At 46.4% G+C, this 18,344-nt stretch carries 13 protein-coding genes; 3 read left to right on the forward strand and 10 right to left on the reverse strand.

Annotation, left to right across the window (positions count from 1 at the left end; all coding sequences use genetic code 11):
• Positions 1-6 precede the first annotated feature (6 nt).
• Complete coding sequence (locus H6F86_RS06610; protein WP_190447321.1) at positions 7-1,164, forward strand: XdhC/CoxI family protein; 1,158 nt, start codon at positions 7-9, stop codon at positions 1,162-1,164.
• Positions 1,146-1,778: a nucleotidyltransferase family protein gene (locus tag H6F86_RS06615; RefSeq protein ID WP_190447323.1), complete on the forward strand. Its 633-nt coding sequence runs from the start codon at positions 1,146-1,148 to the stop codon at positions 1,776-1,778. Before H6F86_RS06610 ends, H6F86_RS06615 begins: the two co-directional genes overlap by 19 nt.
• A gap of 87 nt (positions 1,779-1,865) precedes the next feature.
• Here the strand turns inward: H6F86_RS06615 and cheB are convergent, their stop codons facing one another.
• The 8 genes from cheB to H6F86_RS06655 form a co-directional block, all read right to left on the reverse strand.
• Positions 1,866-2,975 (reverse strand): chemotaxis-specific protein-glutamate methyltransferase CheB, encoded by a 1,110-nt coding sequence (gene cheB / locus H6F86_RS06620; protein ID WP_190447324.1) that lies wholly within the window; start codon positions 2,973-2,975, stop codon positions 1,866-1,868.
• A gap of 46 nt (positions 2,976-3,021) precedes the next feature.
• Positions 3,022-5,376 carry a hybrid sensor histidine kinase/response regulator gene (locus tag H6F86_RS06625; protein ID WP_190447326.1) on the reverse strand — a complete coding sequence of 785 codons (2,355 nt, stop codon included), beginning with the start codon at positions 5,374-5,376 and terminating at the stop codon, positions 3,022-3,024.
• A gap of 15 nt (positions 5,377-5,391) precedes the next feature.
• Positions 5,392-6,852, reverse strand: a complete 1,461-nt coding sequence (locus H6F86_RS06630; protein ID WP_190447328.1) for a methyl-accepting chemotaxis protein — start codon at positions 6,850-6,852, stop codon at positions 5,392-5,394.
• A 309-nt stretch (positions 6,853-7,161) separates the two neighbouring features.
• Entirely contained in the window at positions 7,162-8,469 is a 1,308-nt protein-coding gene (locus H6F86_RS06635; protein ID WP_242033392.1) for a CHASE3 domain-containing protein, read from the reverse strand.
• A 394-nt stretch (positions 8,470-8,863) separates the two neighbouring features.
• Positions 8,864-9,874: a chemotaxis protein CheW gene (locus tag H6F86_RS06640; protein WP_190447330.1), complete on the reverse strand. Its 1,011-nt coding sequence runs from the start codon at positions 9,872-9,874 to the stop codon at positions 8,864-8,866.
• A gap of 509 nt (positions 9,875-10,383) precedes the next feature.
• The gene (locus H6F86_RS06645) at positions 10,384-11,820 is read right to left on the reverse strand and encodes a protein-glutamate O-methyltransferase CheR (protein WP_190447331.1); all 1,437 of its coding nucleotides are present in this window, start codon (positions 11,818-11,820) and stop codon (positions 10,384-10,386) included.
• A 47-nt stretch (positions 11,821-11,867) separates the two neighbouring features.
• Positions 11,868-12,266 (reverse strand): response regulator, encoded by a 399-nt coding sequence (locus tag H6F86_RS06650; RefSeq protein WP_190447333.1) that lies wholly within the window; start codon positions 12,264-12,266, stop codon positions 11,868-11,870.
• Between the two features lie 32 nt (positions 12,267-12,298).
• Positions 12,299-14,326 (reverse strand): GAF domain-containing protein, encoded by a 2,028-nt coding sequence (locus H6F86_RS06655; RefSeq protein ID WP_190447335.1) that lies wholly within the window; start codon positions 14,324-14,326, stop codon positions 12,299-12,301.
• 2,064 nt (positions 14,327-16,390) lie between these two features.
• On the opposite strand from H6F86_RS06655, the gene H6F86_RS06660 reads away from it, so the two are divergent.
• Positions 16,391-17,095, forward strand: a complete 705-nt coding sequence (locus H6F86_RS06660; RefSeq protein WP_190447337.1) for a Crp/Fnr family transcriptional regulator — start codon at positions 16,391-16,393, stop codon at positions 17,093-17,095.
• Between the two features lie 401 nt (positions 17,096-17,496).
• Here the strand turns inward: H6F86_RS06660 and H6F86_RS06665 are convergent, their stop codons facing one another.
• Both H6F86_RS06665 and H6F86_RS06670 read right to left on the reverse strand, forming a co-directional pair.
• A complete protein-coding gene (locus H6F86_RS06665; protein ID WP_190447339.1) occupies positions 17,497-17,781 on the reverse strand; it encodes a hypothetical protein in 285 nt (94 codons plus the stop codon).
• A gap of 104 nt (positions 17,782-17,885) precedes the next feature.
• The gene (locus tag H6F86_RS06670) at positions 17,886-18,182 is read right to left on the reverse strand and encodes a hypothetical protein (protein ID WP_190447342.1); all 297 of its coding nucleotides are present in this window, start codon (positions 18,180-18,182) and stop codon (positions 17,886-17,888) included.
• Positions 18,183-18,344 lie beyond the last annotated feature (162 nt).

Consider the following 18,344-nt stretch of genomic DNA (forward strand, 5'->3'; position numbering starts at 1 on the left):
AATGGAATGAAAGAATTACAAGCGATCCTCCAGGCATTTGAACAGAGTGAGCGTTCTGGTCAACGATCGGCGATCGTCACCGTTGTCAAAACAATGGGTTCTGTTTACCGCAGACCAGGCGCACGAATGTTGCTAACTGAAGCGGGTCAAATAGTAGGAGCCATTAGCGGCGGCTGTTTAGAAAGTGATGTGTTTGAACGGGCAAAACCACTATTGCTTCAAGCCTCCAAGCCAATCACTGTGCAATACGATACTACTGCCAGTAATGATTTAATTTGGGGTTTGGGCATGGGCTGTAACGGCTCGGTTCAAGTGCTGCTTGAGTCGCTGCATACGGACTCTGCCAAGAGCCAACTTGCGTTGATTGCAGACTGTTTTCAGCAAAAAGAACCAGTCGCGATCGCCACCATCTTCCACATCGAAGGAAATGTAACAGCTCAAATTGGCGATCGGTTATGCCTGAAATCGGACGGTACAGTTATCAATCCTATTGCAGATCATCAACTGACAATGGCTTTATTGCAGGATACTGCTCGGGTACTTGCAGAAGGGAAAACGCGAGTTATTTCCTATCAGTTGGATAATGGTTTTATGGAAGTGCTGATTGAAGTTATTCAGCCACCGACACTGCTACTAATTTTTGGGGCAGGGTATGATGCCATTCCATTGGTGCAATTGGCAAAGCAGCTTGGCTGGCATGTCACCGTCATTGATCATCGAGCGACGTATGCAACTCGCGATCGTTTTCCCAAAGCAGATGAAGTCATACTTTGTAGTTCAAACGAGCTTGCAGCAAACCTCACGCTGACCGCACGCACGATCGCGGTTGTAATGACGCATCATTATGTGCATGATCAAGCCTTATTGCGATCGCTCTTACCCTCGCCTCTTCAATATCTAGGAGTACTGGGACCAAAACAGCGCACACAACAATTGTTAGAGGACTTACGCCTCGAAGGGTTTGCTCCCACCAATGCTCAACGACAACGCCTTTATTATCCAGTTGGGCTTGATCTGGGCGCTGAAACCCCTGAAGAAATTGCGTTGACGATCGTGGCAGAAATTCAAGCTGTTTTGACTAACCATACTGGCGGGATGCTGAGAGACCGCAATGCACCTATTCATAACCCCAATCCAGAGCGCCTATGTCTACCATTGGCTTAATGATTTTGGCAGCAGGCGCATCTACCCGCATGGGAGCACCCAAGCAATTGTTACCGTTTCAGGGGCGGAGCCTATTGCGCTACATGGCTGAAGAAGCGATCGCTTCTTGCTGTGATCCTGCTGTAGTTGTATTGGGTTCACATGCAGAACGCATGACGCTAGAGGTTGATGGACTCGCCCTGCATGTCGTGGAAAATTCGCAGTGGGCAGACGGCATGGGCACTTCCATCGCCGCTGGCATAACAGCACTCACAACCATTGATCAGCATTTAAACGCAGTCATCATTGTTCTCTGTGATCAACCGTTTGTTTCCGCTCCTTTACTCGATCAATTAGTTGAGTCGTATCGAGCAACGCAACGCTCCATTATTGCCTCTGCCTATGCAGACACGATCGGCGTGCCTGCTTTGTTTGATCGGTCTCTATTTACAGAATTAAGGAGAATGAATGCAAATGTCGGCGCTAGGCACTTAATCAAACAGCACGCTGAAAAAGTTTTTCAGGTTTCCTTCCCAAAGGGAGCGATTGATTTAGATACGCCTGCCCAGTATCAGCAGTTACTAAAAGACACGACTGTTACGTTAAGCAGCAGGTTTGAACGCCATAATCGATAACAAGGATTTGGAATGTTATCAAAATACCTGCCTCCTGTGTGAGGCGCTTGGTCAGTCAAATAGCACATTCATCAACAGCATCAGTTGCTACTCAGAACCCGAATAACGAGTCTTGCTTGATTTGGAAAGCATTTTTGCTAGTACCGTAGGCATAGCGTCAATCGGCAACACATGTTTAACGGCTCCTAGCGCGATCGCCTCCTTGGGCATACCAAACACCACGCTACTCTGCTCATCTTGAGCAATGGTTCTGCCACCTGCTAGCGCCACATCTTGCATACCACTGGCGCCATCTCGACCCATACCAGTCAACAAAATGCCGATTAGCCCGTTGCCATAGTGCTGAGCTGCCGATCGCAGCATGACAGTAACAGAGGGACAGTGACCATCCACTGGAGCCGAAGCTGTGCAAAGAAACTGCCCCTGACGACCAAATTCTAAATGTGCTCGTTCTGGCGCAAAGTAAATGACTCCCGGCAACGGTAAAGCTCCAGCTTGTGCAATTTTGACAGGTAGACGGCATTCTGCTGCCAGCCAGTTGACCAATCCTTGCAAAAAGCCCTCGCTAATATGTTGGACACAGAAGATCGGGAGTGCCAAATTATCAGGTAACTGAGTTAAAAGGGTGTGGAGTGCCTGTGGTCCACCTGTGGAAGCTCCAATGGCGATCGCTTTGACAGGAGGGGCAATTCCTTCTAGTGGCTGGTTTATTTGCTTTACCGCTGGCGTGAGAATGGTTGTCCTTTGATTATTGGTAGACGTTTTCAAGCTATGGCGTGTAAAGACTTTGACCCCAGCAAGCACTCTAATTTTACTGATTAGCACCTGGCGAAACGACTCATAATCTTGATCAGTACCAACTTTTAGTTTAGGAAAGATATCCACTGCGCCTGCTTCTAAGAGGCGAAAAATATTATGCTCATTCTGTTGCGGATGAACTGATGTACTGATGACCAGAATAGGACGGGGAAACTGGCTCATAACTCGTTGCGTAAACGTCAGCCCATCCATCACAGGCATATGATAATCCACACAAATGACATCTGGTTGCAACGCTGGTAGCCGCTCCAGGGCTTCCTGCCCGTTGCACGCTGTGCCAACCACTTCAATATCCGCAGCAGTCGCTAATAGACGTTTTAAGACCACTAAAACAACGGGAGAATCTTCAACTAATAAAACGCGAATAGGATGAATCATGAATCGCTATTACTGATCATTTGCGCCGCTGGCTGTAGATCATGTGTTAAACCAATCGCTTCAACGTTTCAATCAGCACCGTCTGATCAAAGCTGCCTTTGGGAATGTAGGCATTGGCACCCGCTTCAGCACCCCTCCGCTTGTCCTCATCACTGGCTAAAGAGGTGACGAGAATAATGGGTAGTTCATTATATTCTTTGTGCTGCCTCACTTTCGCAGTCAGTGCTAACCCATCTAAATTCGGCATTTGTACGTCAGAGACGATCGCGTCAAAGGTACGAGCTGGCAGCTTATTTAGTGCATCTAAACCATCAACCGCTGTAATAATTTCATAGCCTGCACTTTCGAGAATGCGTTTTTCCTGAGTCCGAATCGCGATCGAGTCTTCAACCAGCAGTACCACTTGCTTCTGGTTAGCTGCTTGCATGGAAGTTTGAGCATGATCAACAATCGTTCTCTTTTGCACTGAGGCAATAAGATCAGTCGGATTCAGCACCATACATACTTCTCCCGTCCCTAAAATGGTCGCTCCAGAGACGTTTCGGACTCGTTGCAGCAACTGGCTTTGTGCTTTTAAGACGACATCTTGTTCATCTATTAATGCATCAACCAAAAGCCCTAGTCGTTCTTCACCAACCTTGAGAATGATGCAGGGGAAAGAAGCTGGAGGTGCTGCTTTGGGAACGAGTGAGGGGGCTTTTAGCTCTAGTAAATTGGCGAGCTTGACGATCGAAATTGGCTGCTGAGCAAACAGGAAAGCTGTTTGACCCTCGATTGTAAATAGATCGCTTGGCTGCATTAACAACGAGGTTTCAATAAACTCGACGGGAATGGCATAAGAAATGCCCTCGACGACGACCAATAGAACGTGGGCAGTTGCCAGGGTTGGACGAAGCTGAATCTGAAAGGTGGAGCCAACATTAGGGCGTGATTCCACCTGGATCGTCCCTTTAAGGCGATCAACATTCGTTTTTACAACATCCAATCCCACCCCACGTCCAGAGACTTCGGTAATTAACGAGCGGGTGGAAAAACCAGGTGCAAAGATGAGCGCTTGAATCTGACGATCGCTCATTTTTGCAAAGTCATCTGGACGACAAACACCTCGCTGCACCGCTGTTTGCTTGATGGTTTCAATCATTAAGCCGCAACCATCATCGCTCACTTCAATCACAATATTTGTTGCGGTTTGGTAGCCGCGCAGGTAGAGAGTGGCAGTGCGCGGTTTACCCAAGCGTTCGCGTTCATCCGGCAGCTCAATGCCATGATCGATCGCATTTCGCAGCAGATGCATCAACGGATCTTTCATCTCTTCGAGAATGCGTTTGTCAGCGCGAGTGTCGCCACCTTCAATCACCAACTCGATCGCCTTACCTTCCTGCCGTGCCAGATCTCGAACCATGCGAGCGAACGGCTGAAACAGAGTAGACAACGGCAAGAGACAGAGAGCCTGAATACCCGCTTCCAACTCCGTGACAACGCTTTCTAGCCGCGAACTATCTTCATAGGCAGCCTGCCGTAATTGATTGAGCCTCTGTCCCACCTGCTCTAGCCGCTCTTGATGGCGCTGCTGGGAACCTTGCCCTGATGAAAACTGCCCTTTCGCACCCCGCTGCCCTTCATACCACGCAGTACGATGGCTGAAGACATCACGGTTCCAGTCTTCCCATAGCGTCAGCAGTTCTTCAATGTCTACCAGACGGTGATTGATCCGAGTTTTAGTAACGGTTAACTCACCTGCCTGCGTCATCAGCGTGTCAAGTTTTGCCGTTTCTACCCGAATAGTGTTGATGCGGTGGACTGAAGTGGAGAGTGAGGCTTTGGGGGCGTGGAGAAGTGAGGGAGTAGCATACCGAAAGGGTTCTAGATCTCTGTGCTGCCATGTTTCTATGTCTCGCTGCTCTGCGTCCCTCTCTTCTATGTCCCTCTCGTCTTCCCTAGTGCTAAGGGTTGCTAACTGCACAGGTTCTAGCAGGATGGCTTTTCCATTGTTTTCATGCTCAATCGCTTGCTCTGGCTCCTTGGGTGCACCCATCAGGTAAGCCATCACATGGATCACGTTGGTTTCAGCAGTTTCTCCCGTGACAGCTGCATGCACGAGTTGACCCATTGCATCCAAGCCTTGATAGAGGCGATCACTCAACTCAGTTGAATAGACAGTTTCTCCCCGTTTGACAGATCCTAAAATATCTTCAAACTGATGAGCTAGGGTACCAATATCCTTGATGCCCAGCATATTAGCATCACCCTTGAGAGAGTGAATTTCGCGCAGCAGGTTTTCGAGTGTAGCGCTATCATCTGGATGTTTTTCTAAATGGAGAACATTTGCTTCCATTTGCTGCAAGTGTTCTTCACTAGTAGCTTTGAAGATGTCACGAAGCTCATCATCGTCAATAAACATAATATTTACCACTCCTTAAACGATCGCTTTCAGATTCAAAGCAGCTTCGTTCAGTTTTTGCGTGCCAACTTTGGTTTGAGTAATACCGGACGCTGTTTGGAGAGCGTTCTGATTGAGAGTGCTCATCGCGTCACCCACCTGTTGAATGGCGATCGCCTGTTGCTTGGCTGTCAACGAAATTTGCTGGCTGGTCAAGGCAATGTCATTCACCGCCGCAATAATTGTCTCCACCGTTTTACTGCCTTCATCCGTCACCATCACGGTCGAATTCGTGGCATTTTTAATGTCAACAACGAGTGCATTGATCCGCTCTGCCGATTTCTTGCTTTGGTCAGCGAGTTTACGAATTTCAGCCGCCACCACACCAAAGCCTTTTCCATGTTCGCCTGCTCTCACTGCTTCGACGGCAGCGTTGAGTGCCAGCATATTAGTCTGATTTGCCAGATCGCTCACCAACATCGAGATAATGCCAATCTGACCCGTTTGTTCACTTAAGTGCAAAATCTGGTCGGTGATTTGTTCCACTTTCTCACGCAAACTAGACCCATTGCTGGTCATATAACCTGCTTGCAAGTTCTGTCTATCAACGAGAGTCAACACCTGCTTGGCACCATTGGCTGCGGTCTCTGCTTGGTCTGCTGATTGACGCGAAGATGCACTCAGTTCATCCATCGTCGTAGTGGTTTGATTGACAGAGACAGCCTGTTCTGATGCAATCCGCTCTTGTTGCTCAATCGTTGCTGCAATCTCTGTAGACGAACTCACAATGGCATTGACGATCGACGCAATTTTGGCTCCCAGTGGTTTAGCAATGGTTCGGCTGAAGTAGATACCAAAGATAATTGCTGTTGTAGGACCAACAATCATGCCAAAGATAACCCAAAAAGCAATGCGAGAGACATCCTGAACCGCTAAAGTCTGAGCGTTTGCGGCTACATCACTGTTGATTTCCAAAAGCTGAAGCAACTTGGCTTCTGCCACATCAAAAGAAACACGCACCTGACTGTCTAAGAAATTATTGAGCGTGCTCAGTTCCTTGGCCGAAAGACCACCAACTTGAGCCGTTTGGTACAGCCGCAGAAACTCTTTATGGTTTTGCTTCCACTTTTCCCAATCCGATTGAAAGCTTTTATAAAGCTCAGACTCTTCTTGTGTCTGAGGAGTCGTTTCATATTCTCTAAAGCCTTCATCAATCTGTTGCCAAGCTCGGCTAACTCGAGTCAGCTCAAGGCTTTTATTATTCTGACTCACAATGGGATTTGTCACTGCTCGTTCGGAAGATTGAATTTGAGTTTGCCCTTCGTTAATTTTCCACAAACCACGAATGCTCGGTACGCTATTTTTGCCCAACACGTGGATGTGCTGGCTCAATTGAGCACTACCGCTCCATCCTACGAGGGCTACACCTAATACGATGGAGCCCATAAACATAAATGAACCAATTAACCGATTTTGAAGGGTCATGTTCTTAAGCATAAGTTCTATCCCCTATTACTAATTAAGCAATTATCTCTATCGTTCCCAAACTCTTATATGGTTCCCAAAGCTAAAGCAAGGAAGTAAAAAACTTATTAATATCTCAGATGCAAGCTTTGAAGAAAGACACAAGCCTCTTAGTAGTAGTTTGCTCGATCGAATTCATAAGTTTGGATGACAGCGCGAAACGTTAGCAATAATCAACAAACGTAGACCGCAATAAGTTTTAAGCTTTAAAGTGGTAGCTTATGAGGCACGTTGAAGAAGCACTGAGGCGACCCATAATCATTACCTGAAAATGAAAATGCCTTAAACGATCGCTTTTAGATTCAAAGCAGCTTCGTTCAGTTTTTGCGTGCCAACTCTCGTTTGGTTGATACCTGATGCCGTTTGAAGGGCTCCCTGATTAAGGGCATTCATGGCATCGCCAACCTGCTGAATGGCGATCGCTTGTTGTTTTGCAGTCAACGAGATTTGCTGACTGCTCATCACAATATTGATAATGGCACTCACTATCTTTTCAACTGTCTTTGTTCCTTCATCCGTTACCATGACTGTAGAGTTAGTTGCATTCTGCACGTCGGCAACCAGACCATTAATGCGTTCAGCCGACTTCTTGCTTTGATCGGCTAGTTTGCGAATTTCGGCAGCAACCACGCCAAAGCCTTTGCCATGTTCACCGACTCTAACAGCTTCTACAGCTGCATTCAGTGCCAACATATTGGTTTGGTTTGCCAAATCACTGGCGAGGGTTGAAATGGTGCCAATCTGATTAACCTGCTCACTTAAACGCAGAATTTGTTCGGCAATATCGCCAACTTTCTCGCGTAGACTGGAACCGCTGCTCAGATTATCTTGACCTCTACCATCCACTAATATCATTACCTGCTGAGCACTTGCTGCTGCGGTTTCCGCCTGCTCAGTAGACTGGCGAGATGAGGCTCCCAGTTCATCCATGGTAGTGGTGGTTTGATTCACGGCGGCTGCTTGATCTTGGGCAGTACGCTCTTGTTGCTCAACGGTGGCAGCAATTTCTGTAGACGAGCTAACAATTGTGCTTGCTACTTGATTAAGCGGTCGCACAACTTTGCGCGTAATAAACAGCAGCAGTATGCCACCTAACGTAATAGCGATTAGAGTAGTGCTGATGGAAACCCAAGTCGCAAACTGTTCAGTCCGGCTTGCCTCCTCCCGGCGCTCAGTTAAAAGCTTATCCTCCGCATCGGTCATCTCGGTAATCTTACTACGGAGTTCATCCATGTATTTTTTGCCCTTTTCTGAGAGCACCAACGCTTGAAGCTCCCGTTCCTGCCCTTTCCGCTTCAAGCTAATAGTCTGTGCTAATTCATCCTGCTTGAGTTGAGATAGCTCTTCAACTTGATTCAATCGTTCAATTTGTTTGGGATTGTCCCGCATCAGCTTCCTCAACTCGGCAAAGCGAGCCTCTAAAGCTTGTAACGATTTATTGTAGGGTTCTAAAAAGCTCTCTTTATTGGTAAAAATAAACCCTCTTTGCCCCGTTTCTGCATCAACAAGGTCTTTTTCTAATGCCTTTAAATTTGCTTCAACTTCATAAGTATGTGTAATCCAATTGATGGATTGCGTCAATCCATTCATGCTGATTTTAGAGATAACGCCTACGCCAATCATCATCACTATAATCGTCCCGAAGCCTGTCTGGACAGCTCTTCCAAGTTTAAGAGCGCGTTTCATTTGTTGCGTGTTCATAATTATGATCTTTCAGAGGTGAGCAAAGACACAAGTGCGTTGATTGGTATGTTTGCTTGATTGAGTTTGTGAGTATCGATCGAGGAAATGAACCGTTTGCAATGATCAATCTGGACGGTGATTGACGTAAGCTGTGAATCAATGGGTTACAAGCCGTGCTGAGTAAACTGGCAGTGACATAACCAATTTAGAGATACCTAAAAAATCACCGTAGGGATGGCATACCCTAGAAGCAGCTTGCCCTTACGTTTGAGATGAGAAAACAGCAGTAGCGCCCTTGGGTCTATACATGTTCATTGACAACTAGCTCCCCTTGAGTGAAGAGCCTGGGTAAATCTAAGAGAGTCATTGTTTGGTTACCGAAAGTCGCTGTGCCTCTGGCATAATCTCGGCTCTTTGCATAAGCAGCAGTGGGAACTGACTTGATGCTTGATGGGTTAACGTAGGTAACATCCAACACATCATCAACAGTAATGCCAGCAATAATGTCGTTAACCTTGATCACAACTGCCTTACGCTTACCTGATGGAGACACATTCAGCTTGTGATGAAGCGATAGTAGGGTAACGATTTCGCCACGTAAGTTCATGTTGCCAAGGATGTAATCTGGACAGCAGGGAATGGGGGTGACATTGCTGATGTCTGCAAACTCACGCATAACCGCTGTTTCAACGCCAAAATATTCATCTCCAATCTTTAGAACCGCAAATGACAGGAGTCCCGTCAGTGCTTCAGTTTCGGTCTGCTGCCTTAAATTGTAGGCACGATCGCGCAAGATCGCCTGTTCTTCTAACGAGGTATGTGAAAAAAATGTCGTTTGCGATCCAGTGCAGGGTGCCGCTTCCTGAGCTACCGTTGGCAGCACAACTGATTGAAACAGACTCTCAACGTTAAGCAACGTCACTAAATCGCCATCAATTCTGGCAATTCCAGCGGTGGGAGAAGCCTTCTGATTGCTGATTGCTTTATGGGCTAGTTCTGTATCAATACACGCAAAATCAATGAGCTTCACGTCATGCACTTGATTGACGATGATTCCCATCAACTTGTCTTGGTGTTCTAGAAAAATAATGCGATCGCTTAACTGGTAGGCGCTGGGTTGATGGCCAAAATGCAAATCCAGATCCATAATCGGAACAATGCTTGCGCGCAGATCAATCATGCCTACAATGTCAGCTGGCGCTGAGACCATAGGCATAAATTCGGGTAAGAGAACAATCTCACGCACGCACAAGGTCTCTACGCCATACAGTAAGCCGTGCAAACTAAATAAGAGATAGAACTGGTTTTTCATTCCAATTTCGATTAAATGAAATATCAGAACGTTGCGTTCAGCAGTTGAGTTAAATGAAATGTTAGAGGCTCAGTCTTAAAGCTCAAAACCTGCTTAAGTAACTGTTAGCCTGTTTCTCTAATTTCAAAAAACCACTTTTAGCGTTTATTCCTAGCGCTAGTATTCCCATACCTAGGGCGTTTACCTATTGCTAAAGTAAGTGCTTACAAATCGTTACTTGGGAAAGATCAGCAGCAAAAAATTGTCTCAAACTAATTGAGTTTGAATTAATCTACTAAGTAGGATGGCTAAATTAATCATCGCTTAGAGACCGAGTTTCGACCACGCTTAACCCACCTAAGCATAGGACTGAGAGCATTAAGACTTCTAGTGCGCGTTCGACCTGAGCGCTCATGCCGAGGAGCGCTCAGACTTTGACGTTGAGCTAGCCGAAACGTTGAACGCGCAGTCGAAAGGCAGCTTATCAATAATTATGCTCAGCTACTTATTTATCAGAAGGCTGCTTGAGCTTAACGTGCTGGCACTTCCAAAGCAGATTGCTGCATTAGCTCTAGAGCAGATGCCTGCATTTTTTTCGCTCTACTTACATCTCCTTCTTGCGTGTAGAGAGAGCTTAATTCTAAGTAAGCAGTAATAGCCGTAGGGTCTAAGTAGATGATTCGCTTCAACATATTTTTTGCTTGCTCTAGCTGACCCTGCTCACGAGCAATATGAGCAAGCAAATAGTAGGGAGAAATGGCTAGGGGATTGATGACGATCGCTTTTTCGCAGTAATACTTTACCTGATCGTTCTCTCCCAAACTAGCATAAGCTTGAGCAGTCAAATGATGTAATTCAAATGAGTGTTGATTCTGAGCGATCGCTCGTTGAGCAATTTGAATAGTGTCCCTATAATCCCCTTTGCAAAAGCATTTTTCCGCTTCAGATAGGGTATCTTGCTTGGACGGCGACGTTGTTGTAGTGGACGCGATCGCGTAATCGAGTTGAAAAGGCGTCCAATCTAAATTTGTAGCTTGCGTGTTTAATTGAGTCTTTATTGTCTTGCTGCGATCAACAGCTGCAGGCTGCTTTCTTTCCAAAGTGTAGTCACAGCGCTGGTAAACGAATGACTCAGGGAAAATCTTGGTTTGTAAGCACTCCACCGTTTGACCATGTAGTTCAGCATGACCCGTCATCAAATAGCCATCTGAACTGAGCGCTCCACCCAGCTTTTTTAACACTTTTGCAATCACTTCGGAGGTGAAGTAAATGAAAACATTACGGCAAATAATCAAATCAATATGGCTGAGGTTGATCTGAAAATCTGAAAAATGATCGGTTACTAGATTACCTGGGGCAAAGGTCACCATTTTGCAGATCTGCTCATCCAGTTTCCAGCCGTCTCGATGAGCACGAAAATATTTTGCTTGTGTCTCTTCATCCAAAGTGCGAAAAGACCAGGAACTGTAAAAGCCTTCTTTAGCTTTTGCGATCGCGGCGGCATTAATGTCTGTTCCTAGAATTAAGAGGTTCCAGTTTGCCAGATCGGGAATTAATTGATGTACCAATATTGCTAGCGAATAAGCTTCTTCACCAGTAGAACAACCTGCACTCCAGAGCCGAAGAGAAGGCTTAATGCCATGTGCCGCTGCATAGTGCGATCGCTCACGGATGAGTTCAGGCAATAGTTGTTGCCGCAACAATCGGAACTGCCCACGATCGCGAAAGAAATAGCTTTCTCCTGTTGTTAACAATTGAATGAGTTGTTGCCACTCATGGTGGACTTTTAGGAAGTCCGTCTTGCCTATATCTAAATGACTAGCTAGATACTGATAATACTGTTCAGGCGATGCCAATTTCAACACTCGCATTCGCACTTGAATTTTCTGCCAAAGAAGGCTAAGGTCTTGCTTCCGAACGTGCAGCCCTGTGTAGCCTTCAATTATTTCTGTAAACTGCTGAATCATCACACGCTACAACCAGAAAAATGTACGTTCCAACCACTTCTTTAACGTCAGTGCAGCAAAGCATGAGTTGTGATCAGCCTTCTGATGATTTGGCGCAGTTGATCAGCATCAAATGGTTTGGTCAGATAGTCTGTTGCGCCTGCTAATCGACCTTGCACTTTATCAAAGGCACCATCACGACCCGTTACCATCACAATCGGTAGATCTTGAAATTTAGGAATACTCCGAATGGTGCGGCAAAAGTCCAACCCATCAATTTCTGGCATAGAAATATCGAGTAGTAGAACGGAAATATTCTCCTGATAAATTATTGACAACGCATCGATCGCACTGCAACATAACAGCACTTGATAATCATCAGCTAAAGCTCGTTTAATTAGCTGTTGAACCGTGATGCTGTCATCGACTGAGAGAATCTTGGAGCGCATTTGCCCATTGATACACATCTATCTAACTTCCTTGCTCTAAAATCCTTGGTTCATATCCTGGAAGGCATTGTCGGTAATTGGATGGGAATCTGTAGTAAGAACTCCGTTCCTTGCTCCAAGACGGATGAACAACTCAAACTACCACCATGTTTTTCAACTACAATCTGATAGCTAATGGATAAGCCCAGCCCTGTTCCTTTGCCAACAGGCTTGGTTGTAAAAAAGGGATCAAACAGTTTTTGTTTAACGTTATCGCTGATGCCACTACCATTGTCTCGGATACGAATAGCAACTTGAGGTGTACAGGCAACCTGCTCCTCATTTGAAGCGTCGAAATCAGGACAATGAATTACATCGGTTTGAATCGTAATGATAGGGTCCGAGCAATCGTCTACAGCGTCGATCGCATTACTCAAAATATTCATAAAGACTTGATTGATCTGACCTGCATAGCATTCCACTACGGGCAATTCACCATATTCTCGGTCTATCCGAATTGGGCGGCCTTTGCTCGTTGCTTTGATTCGGCTTTGCAGAATCAGTAGGGTGTTGCCAATACCCTCATGGATGTTAACGGGTTTTACATCTGCTTCATCTAGTCGCGAAAAGTTTCGTAACGACAGCACAATTTGACGAATGCGGTCTGATCCCATTTCCATAGAAGCAAGCAACTTCGGCAAGTCTTCAGTGAGAAACTGCAAATCGATCGCATCTGCTTTCGCTTGAATTCTACTCTCTGGTGTTGGATAGCATTCTTGATAAAGTTTTAAAAGTTCCATTAAATCGCGAACGTAGCTGGCAACATATGTAATGTTGCCGCTAATAAAATTAACAGGATTATTAATCTCGTGAGCGACTCCTGCAACGAGCTGCCCCAAGCTAGACATCTTCTCGTGCTGGATTAACTGCGCCTGAGTCTGTTGCAGCTTTTGCAGTGCCTTGACTAAATATTCGGCTTGAGTTTGAGCCGCCAGAGCTGTCGCTCGTGAGCGAGACAAAAGCTCTGCCTGGTCAAGGGCGACTGCTAGCTGCTCAGTGACCGTTTGGAGTAATTGCACTTCACGGTCTGTCCATGTCCGAGAACCATGTCCGTCGCTGCAAACAATGGCTCCCAACTGTCCTGAATTTGTTTTAAGGGGAAGCACTAGCTCTGAGATAATGCCCAATCGAATCAGTTCTGCTTGAGCCTCTGCTGTTAGCTGTGTATTAGCGTAAACATTGTCAATTTTCAGCAGCGCCTGATTAGAGATGGTTGTAGTTAAAAATGATCCGTATTGATTAGAAAAATCATCTAACAGACTTGGCAGCGTCGGTGTTTTCGCTTCATGGGTTATTGTAGAAGTAAGCTGATCACCATCAGACATACACCACAAAAAATGACAGCGATCGACCTTTAGTAAATTGCGAATTTCGTTAACGGCGGTTTGTAGAATAGTATTGAGTTCCAGGGAGTTACGGAGCTGATTTCCTAAATTCAGTAGAATCAACTCTTGCTGGTTGAAAAAATCTTGTTCAATAAACTGCTGCTTGAGCTGTTGGATCTCGACCTTTGTATTCTGGAGGTTGGTTGTATGTCGCTCTAGCTCCAATTGCGCCATTACCTGACGGCTTAAGGTTTCTAAGCCTCTAAGCTGCTTCGGACTTAGGTTGCGGGGTTTATAGTCAATCACACATAGTGTGCCTAGCCCAAAGCCTTCGGCTGTCATCAGGGGCATACCAGCATAAAACCGAATTTTGGGGTCTTGGGTGACTAAGGGGTTATGGGCGAACCGCTGATCGGCTAAGGCATCCTTAACAACAAAAACCTCTGTCTGCTGGATGGCATGGGCACAGAATGCAACACTACGAGGGGTTTCAGTAGCCGCTATTCCTACTCTCGACTTGAACCACTGCCGCTCAGCATCTATCAGGCTAATAAGCGCGATCGGTGTCTGGCAAATTTCGGCAGCTAGAGCAGTCAACTCATCCAGGGATGGTGTAGGTAGCGTATCCAGCACATGGTACTCGTAGAGCGCGTTGAGCCGAGCAGACTCAGCATCTGCTTGCAAGGTTTGAATAGCATCGTGTGGCTCTGCCATCTCTGCTGAGCTTAGCGAACTGTCTTGCTGCGACTTTAAAGTCGTGTTAGTGCGTGGTATCCTCTGCGAGAATAAATCTGATTCCAATACATCTACATTCATTGCCCTGCCTTAAGTTATAGGGAGCTATCTAATCTGAACGCAACAGTATCGGTTTCACCACCAAGGTTCTACTGACTTTCACCACTGTGTTTAAAATCAGCTCAGTGTCGCTCAGTAATCGCTCAAGCTAGCGATCACTCCAAGCCCTTTCCTACAAGCAGTTTCAAACAACAAAAGATTATTAAGAAAAGAGAAGCAGTACAAATATTAAAAGAGAAGCAATAGAGTTGTCGGGAAATCATCATTGATGAGGCGATGCTAGCTTTCGAGTAGCCTTTTCTAAGCAGTGACTAAGTAAAAGTTCCCTAACCCTGCGACTGTCAGCATCAAGTGGTCATCAAACTCTTAAACACAGTTACGCTAAACCTTACTGACGGCGTTGTAATGCTTGACTCCAGCAAACGCATATTCATACACTACTCGCGATTGGCTCAAAGCCCGATTCTGTCCTTCTGCTTGGCACTCAACTCACTCCCTCGCGGTTGCTTATGTGGTGGATGAATTGTTGCAGCTAAATCACGATGTGAAAAGGAATACAGCTCCTTGTCGTTACCAAGCGTGCTGTAATAGGAACAATTTTCAGTCGATCGCCAATACTGTGAAGCACGACGACGTAGTGATTCAGCACGTTGCTGAATTCCATCTTCCTTCCAAGCAATAAAGTCTGAGTTATCTGCCCAATCTAAAGCGCAACGGTTGAGTTCTTGAGCGATTGCTTGAGTATTATGCGGATGTGGAGAGGGACGAGTCAGGAAGTAAACTGCGCCAAAAGCAGCTTTACCGTTTGCGTTTAAGATACTGGGGTTGCATCTGCTCTTAGCAATTGCCGATCACTAAAATAATGAAAGCTCATCTAGTTGGCAAAAATTAGTGTAAACGTATTATTCGGTTTGGGTTGATTATTTCTACTTGCTGGTAACAGTAGATTTTCAAGAGCATTAGGCTATGGCGAAAGAAACTTTACCTAGATCTTGGTTTAATTCCAAACTTATTTATGACCTGATTCAGCACTACTTTCCAACGTGTCAATACTTTGGAAAGCCTAGCTCGTTATTTAGTGCTTTATAGTTGCTAGATGGAAGTGTCAGATGAATCATCTAAGAACATGTGGGATTGTCCTAGATACCCTCGAAGCTCTCGCTATTTAGTAGACAAAAATCTCGACCCCGCAACAGCAAATGCACTTGCAGCCTTTGTTAAAGCTGCTTACCGCGACTTGAGAAAACAAAGTAACGCTGAAGAGGAGCGGTGAATATTGGGCTAGTTGAAGATTTATCACCTGAATTTAAGCGATGGTGTGAAGCGATCGCCACTGACTAACGTAGCTTACTAGACCTACGAGCATTCGATCGCCTATTAGCGTATCAGTTAGCAACTTACTAGGGTGCAACTATCCTAACTCCAGAACAGTTTCTCAGTTTAGATCAGCAAGCATTTCAGGCTCTAATCGCATTGGATTGAAACTCAGTGCTGCGTTAATGATTGTAGATAGAACTTTTGGTCAATTAAAGCTTGCTAAAGGCAATCTGAGATACGATCAACCCAACGACAGAATCGGCATTTGAGTGATCAGGCTGGACACTCATAGCTTGTCAAATTTGCCAGTTAAAGCTTGTTGTCCCAGCACGTTCCCGTGATCTGGTAAGTGTCAGCAGTGGTTTGAATGTGAGCCAAGAAACTCCTCGATAGCTTGGCTGAGAAGCTCTCTGCTGCAAAGGTTTCAAGCAAAGCGCTCGTTTTTACACGCCTCATTACTAAACCCCTTTGTGCAGTGACGTACCGACACTGACAGCGAGAAAGGTTATGAATGTTACTATACACTGCCTGTAATGAAGGCGGTCGGTCGGTTCAGACGACCGCTGAACTAAAAAATTACCGTTGGATACTGAGGTCGAGCTTTAGCACTCTCCCTTGTTGTCGTCAGTTGTTTTTTCTCAACTTGACTCACTTTAAGGATGATAGATGCCAGCACTTCAAGCCACTGCTCAATCAAGCAATCGTCTGCTCGCAGCTTTGCCGAATACCGTTTATCAGCGCTTACAACCGGCTTTAACACTGGTGACGCTGGCACCCTTGCAACCCCTCTACCAAGTGGGTTGTCCCATCGACTATGTTTACTTCCCTGAAGAAGCGCTCATTTCCTTGGTGTTCCAATTTAAGGATGGTGCCACGATGGACGTGGGCTTGATTGGGCAAGAAGGGATGGCTGGGTTGCCGGTGCTGCTCGGTGGTACGAGTTATAGCCATCAGGCGATGGTGCAGATCGCTGGCAAAGCGTGGCGGCTGCCTGCGGAACTACTGCTGACTGAATTCAACCGTGGGTCAGCGCTGCACGACTTGCTGCTCCGCTATACGCAAGCGATGCTCGCGCAAACGGCGCAAAACAGCGTGTGTAATCGGTTTCATACAACTGAAGTGCGCCTGGCACGTTGGCTCTTGTTAACCGCTGATGGTTTGGGAGCAGACACGTTTCCACTCACACATGAGGTGATTAGTATCATGCTGGGTGTGCGTCGTGCGGGTATAACCGTGGCGGCGGGTGTCCTGAGCCAAGCGGGCTGGGTGCGTTACTACCGTGGGCGCATCACAATTGTGGATCGGGCTGGCTTGGAAGACTTTGCCTGTGAGTGTTATGAGGTCGTTCGCGATGCTTTTGCAGCGGTATGAACGAGAGTTGACGGAGCCGTCAGCGCTTAGTGTGCTGCAATAGTTATGGGGAGCACTAGCGTCATAAAAAAGCATAGGGGTCGAGCTGCGCTACGCGTAAAGCAATGCCACTACTTTTGAGTGACCTAATTTGGCATTGATCGCTCAAGAGTTATGGTCTAGACCCCTGATGCTATCGTCGACGTTAGTTGCTGAAACACCCCGAAAACCTTTGGTTCATTGCCCCCGGAGAGCTGTGCAGCGCAGAATAAGAATTTCAGGCGTTGAAAACGGAAAAAGTCGCTTCTGTACTACCCACTTTTGCTTCAAATTAGTCCAAGGTTAGACCAAGATCACTAGTACAGCACCTTCGGTGGCAACAACTCAATGGTGTTGGTCGGCAGAGACTGCAAGTATGAGCCTTACAACAGCACTGGCAGCCCGCTCTCAATATCTACCACACCTTTGATAGGCGCTGGTGTAGCATCACCGATAACGGTAATTTCCCACTCCAACAGAGAAGCGGTTTGATCCGGTCTACCGATCATTAAGGACCAGTAGTTTTCCGCCAGAAAACTGGCAGACTGCCGCAACTCATACGCGACCCGTGCCGAAACCTGAAACTCGTTAAAATCATCCAACTCGTGAATCACATCACTGGCTGTCTTATGCGCTGTAAGCTGTCCACCCACTTCGCTTAACTGCATCACCCTACCTCAAGTTCAAAGCTGCTTCGCTGATCAACCTAGCACAGGTTAACTGCCAATTTGACCGCTCTTAAAGTAATGGAGCGATCGCACTACTCTCGGTTTCAGGTCTCTGACGCTTCATCTTGCACTTTTAGTTGAGCTGCCTCAGCTAGCATTCGTTCTGCTTCCGTCTCCAGCTGTGCTGCACGATCAGCGTTACCACCGTCTGGGATACCCGTAATTTCTTCCGTTTTCGCTAACGCCTCAGGACACTTATCAGCCTCGTCGATAGAGTCATGCTGGTGCTCGCAAAGCGGATGCATTCCACCTTCTCCATCGGAGTTAGCCACTTTCCGATATTTGTCCGTACCATGACCATGCTCATCTGTAATTTCGAGCACCTGTACCATCCAAGCCATACTAAATCCCTCGCTTTGTCTCCTCTACCATCATCCCATTGGACTGATCGTTTTGCACGCTCGTATGCGTCGCCTTGAGCAATCTGGTTTTGCAGCTTGGACAGCGCGTGCGTTGCTGCCGCGACTTGGCTCCCAAACAGACGAGCGGTTTGAAGATGCTAG

The organism is Phormidium sp. FACHB-592, assembly GCF_014695795.1.
Taxonomy (GTDB): Bacteria; Cyanobacteriota; Cyanobacteriia; order Leptolyngbyales; family Leptolyngbyaceae; genus Stenomitos.

Bases quoted from the DNA above. Each gene is read 5' to 3' on its own strand.
- H6F86_RS06670 (WP_190447342.1), bottom strand. From the start codon at position 18,182: ATGGCTTGGATGGTACAGGTGCTCGAAATTACAGATGAGCATGGTCAT.
- H6F86_RS06615 (WP_190447323.1), top strand. From the start codon at position 1,146: ATGTCTACCATTGGCTTAATGATTTTGGCAGCAGGCGCATCTACCCGC.
- H6F86_RS06635 (WP_242033392.1), bottom strand. From the start codon at position 8,469: ATGAATGGATTGACGCAATCCATCAATTGGATTACACATACTTATGAA.
- H6F86_RS06645 (WP_190447331.1), bottom strand. From the start codon at position 11,820: ATGATTCAGCAGTTTACAGAAATAATTGAAGGCTACACAGGGCTGCAC.
- H6F86_RS06650 (WP_190447333.1), bottom strand. From the start codon at position 12,266: ATGTGTATCAATGGGCAAATGCGCTCCAAGATTCTCTCAGTCGATGAC.
- cheB (WP_190447324.1), bottom strand. From the start codon at position 2,975: ATGATTCATCCTATTCGCGTTTTATTAGTTGAAGATTCTCCCGTTGTT.
- H6F86_RS06610 (WP_190447321.1), top strand. From the start codon at position 7: ATGAAAGAATTACAAGCGATCCTCCAGGCATTTGAACAGAGTGAGCGT.
- H6F86_RS06630 (WP_190447328.1), bottom strand. From the start codon at position 6,852: ATGCTTAAGAACATGACCCTTCAAAATCGGTTAATTGGTTCATTTATG.
- H6F86_RS06665 (WP_190447339.1), bottom strand. From the start codon at position 17,781: ATGCAGTTAAGCGAAGTGGGTGGACAGCTTACAGCGCATAAGACAGCC.
- H6F86_RS06625 (WP_190447326.1), bottom strand. From the start codon at position 5,376: ATGTTTATTGACGATGATGAGCTTCGTGACATCTTCAAAGCTACTAGT.
- H6F86_RS06655 (WP_190447335.1), bottom strand. From the start codon at position 14,326: ATGGCAGAGCCACACGATGCTATTCAAACCTTGCAAGCAGATGCTGAG.
- H6F86_RS06660 (WP_190447337.1), top strand. From the start codon at position 16,391: ATGCCAGCACTTCAAGCCACTGCTCAATCAAGCAATCGTCTGCTCGCA.
- H6F86_RS06640 (WP_190447330.1), bottom strand. From the start codon at position 9,874: ATGAAAAACCAGTTCTATCTCTTATTTAGTTTGCACGGCTTACTGTAT.